The 2360-nt window shown below is 72.4% G+C and carries 2 protein-coding genes; one reads left to right on the top strand and one right to left on the bottom strand.

Going from position 1 to position 2360, the window contains the following annotated elements; translation table 11 throughout:
- Window positions 1–977: glycosyltransferase (locus tag ABY44_RS00250; RefSeq protein ID WP_431640697.1), on the top strand; the 977-nt coding region annotated here is incomplete at its 5' end.
- 102 nt (window positions 978–1079) lie between these two features.
- Here the strand turns inward: ABY44_RS00250 and ABY44_RS00245 are convergent.
- The coding region (locus ABY44_RS00245) for a phage tail protein (RefSeq protein ID WP_431640694.1) at window positions 1080–2360 on the bottom strand (1281 nt) is incomplete at its 5' end.

Below are 2360 nucleotides of genomic sequence, written 5' to 3'. Positions count from 1 at the left end.
CGCTGCTCGAGCAGGATTACCCGGGCGAATTTCATCTGATCATTGTCGACGACCACAGCGACGACGGCACCGCCGACGCGGCCCGCGCGGCCGCGCTCGCCATCAACCGCGCCGACCGGCTGACGGTGCTGGCCGCGAAGCCGCTGCCGGCCGGCTGGTCGGGCAAGGTGTGGGCGCAGTCGCAGGGGATCGCCGCGGTGCAGGCGCTCGGCCTGCCGGCCGACTACCTGCTGCTGACGGACGCCGACATCGGCCATCCGCCGGACGCCGTCGCGCAGCTCGTCACGCGCGCGCAGGCCGAGAACCGCGATCTCGTGTCGCTGATGGTGCGGCTGCGCTGTGATTCGTTCTGGGAAAAGGCGCTGATCCCGGCGTTCGTGTTCTTCTTCGCGAAGCTCTACCCGTTCTCGTGGATCAACAACCCGCGCAACCGGACGGCCGGTGCCGCGGGCGGCTGCATGCTGGTGAAGCGCACGGCGCTCGAGGAAGCGGGCGGCATCGAGTCGATCCGCGGCGCGCTGATCGACGACTGCAGCCTGGCCGCGCAGATCAAGCACCGCGGCAGCGGCCGCCACCCGATCCGGCTCGACCTGGCCGACCGCAGCGTGTCGCTGCGCCCGTACGACAGCTGGCGCGACATCTGGAACATGATCGCGCGCACGGCGTTCACGCAGCTGCACTACTCGCCGCTGCTGCTGGCCGGCACGCTGCTCGGGATGACGATCATCTATCTCGTGCCGCCCGCCGCGGCGCTCGCGTACGGCGCGCGCGCATGGCCGGCGTGGCTCGCGTGGGCGTCGATGTGCGCCGCGTATGCGCCGATGCTGCGCTACTACCGGCGCTCGCCGCTGTGGGCGCCCGCGCTGCCGCTCGTCGCGCTGTTCTACGTCGGCGCGACGTTCGCGTCCGCGTGGCGCTACTGGCGCGGCAAGGGCGGCCAGTGGAAGGCGCGCGTGCAGGCGCCGGTGGAGCGCTGAGCGGATCCCGGGAGGCGTGCCTCCCGGCAGCCGGAAAGCAAACAGCCCGATCGTGGAAACGGTCGGGCTGTTTCGTTTTCGGCGGGGGCTGCCTGCCGGTGCCTAGCGCTGGGTCAGCATCATGTACATCTGGATCACGACGTCCGGCGAGAACGTGAACGGCACCCAGCCGTAGCCCGTGTGACGGGCGACCAGCAGGCGGTCGCCGTTCGACTGCTTCTGCACGGCCATCATCGGGTTCTTCGTCGTCACGAAGCGCCAGCCGGCCGGGATGCCGGGCGGCGGCTCCGGCTGCATCGACGCGCGCGCATGCGCGAGTTCCTCGATCAACTGGCCCAGTTGCTCCGGATGCAGCGTGATCGATTCGCCGTTGATGGTCAGCGTGAGTTCGTTCTGCGTCGGACGCGATACGTGCAGCGTCGCTTTGTCGGACGGCGCCGGCGTGGTGGCGGCTTCGGCTTCGGCTTCGACTTCACCTTCAACCGGCGTGTCGGCTTGCGCCGTCGCGACGATTGCCGTCCCGGTGTCGGCCGTTGCCTCCACCGCTTCGGCCACGGCCGGCGCAGGCGCGTTCACGGCCGGTTCCGCCGCCGGCGTGTCGGCCGGTGCGGGTTCGACGACTTCCGCCGCAACGGCCGTGGCGGCCACCGCGCTCGTCGCGGCTTCCTTGACGACGGCCTCGACCAGCGCCTCGGCGTCGGCGATGGCCTTCGCGTGGTGCTGCGCAGCCGCTTCGGCTTGTGCGATCGCTTCGGTATGGCGTTGCGTGACGGCCTCGGCCTGCGCGGCGGCGTCGGCGTGGCGTTGCGCGGCCGCCTCGGCCTGCGCGATCGCTTCGGTATGGCGTTGCGTGACGGCTTCGGCCTCGGCGGTGGCGTCGGCGTGACGCTGCGCGGCGGCCTGCGCTTCCGCGATCGCCTGCGCGTGCTGCTGCGCGAGCGCTTCGGCTTCGGCGATCGCGGCCGTGTGGCGCTGGGCGGCGGCTTCGGCTTCCGCGATGGCGGCCGCGTGGCGCTGCGTGGCCGCTTCGGCTTCGGCGGTCGCTTCCGCGTGACGCTTCGCGGCGGCCTCGGCTTCGACGGTCGCGGCCGCATGGCGCTGGGCGGCCGCTTCGGCTTCGGTGGCTGCGGCGTGATGACGCTGCGCGGCGGCCTCGGCTTCGGCGATCGCGGCCGCGTGGCGCTGCGACGCCGCTTCGGCATCCGCGTGACGCTGCGCGAGTGCTTCGGTCAGCGCGGTGGCTTCCGCATGGCGTTGCACGGCGGCTTCGGCTTGCGCGGTGGCATCGGTATGACGCTGGGCGGCGGCTTCGGCGGCGGCGGTCGCGCTGGCGTGGCGCTGCTGCGCGGCCTCGGCTTCGGCGGCGGCGGCCGTGTGGCGTTG

Source organism: Burkholderia sp. ZZQ-2 (assembly GCF_050768715.1).
Taxonomy (GTDB): Bacteria; Pseudomonadota; Gammaproteobacteria; order Burkholderiales; family Burkholderiaceae; genus Burkholderia; species Burkholderia cepacia.
This window is presented reverse-complemented; position numbering and strand designations above follow the sequence as displayed.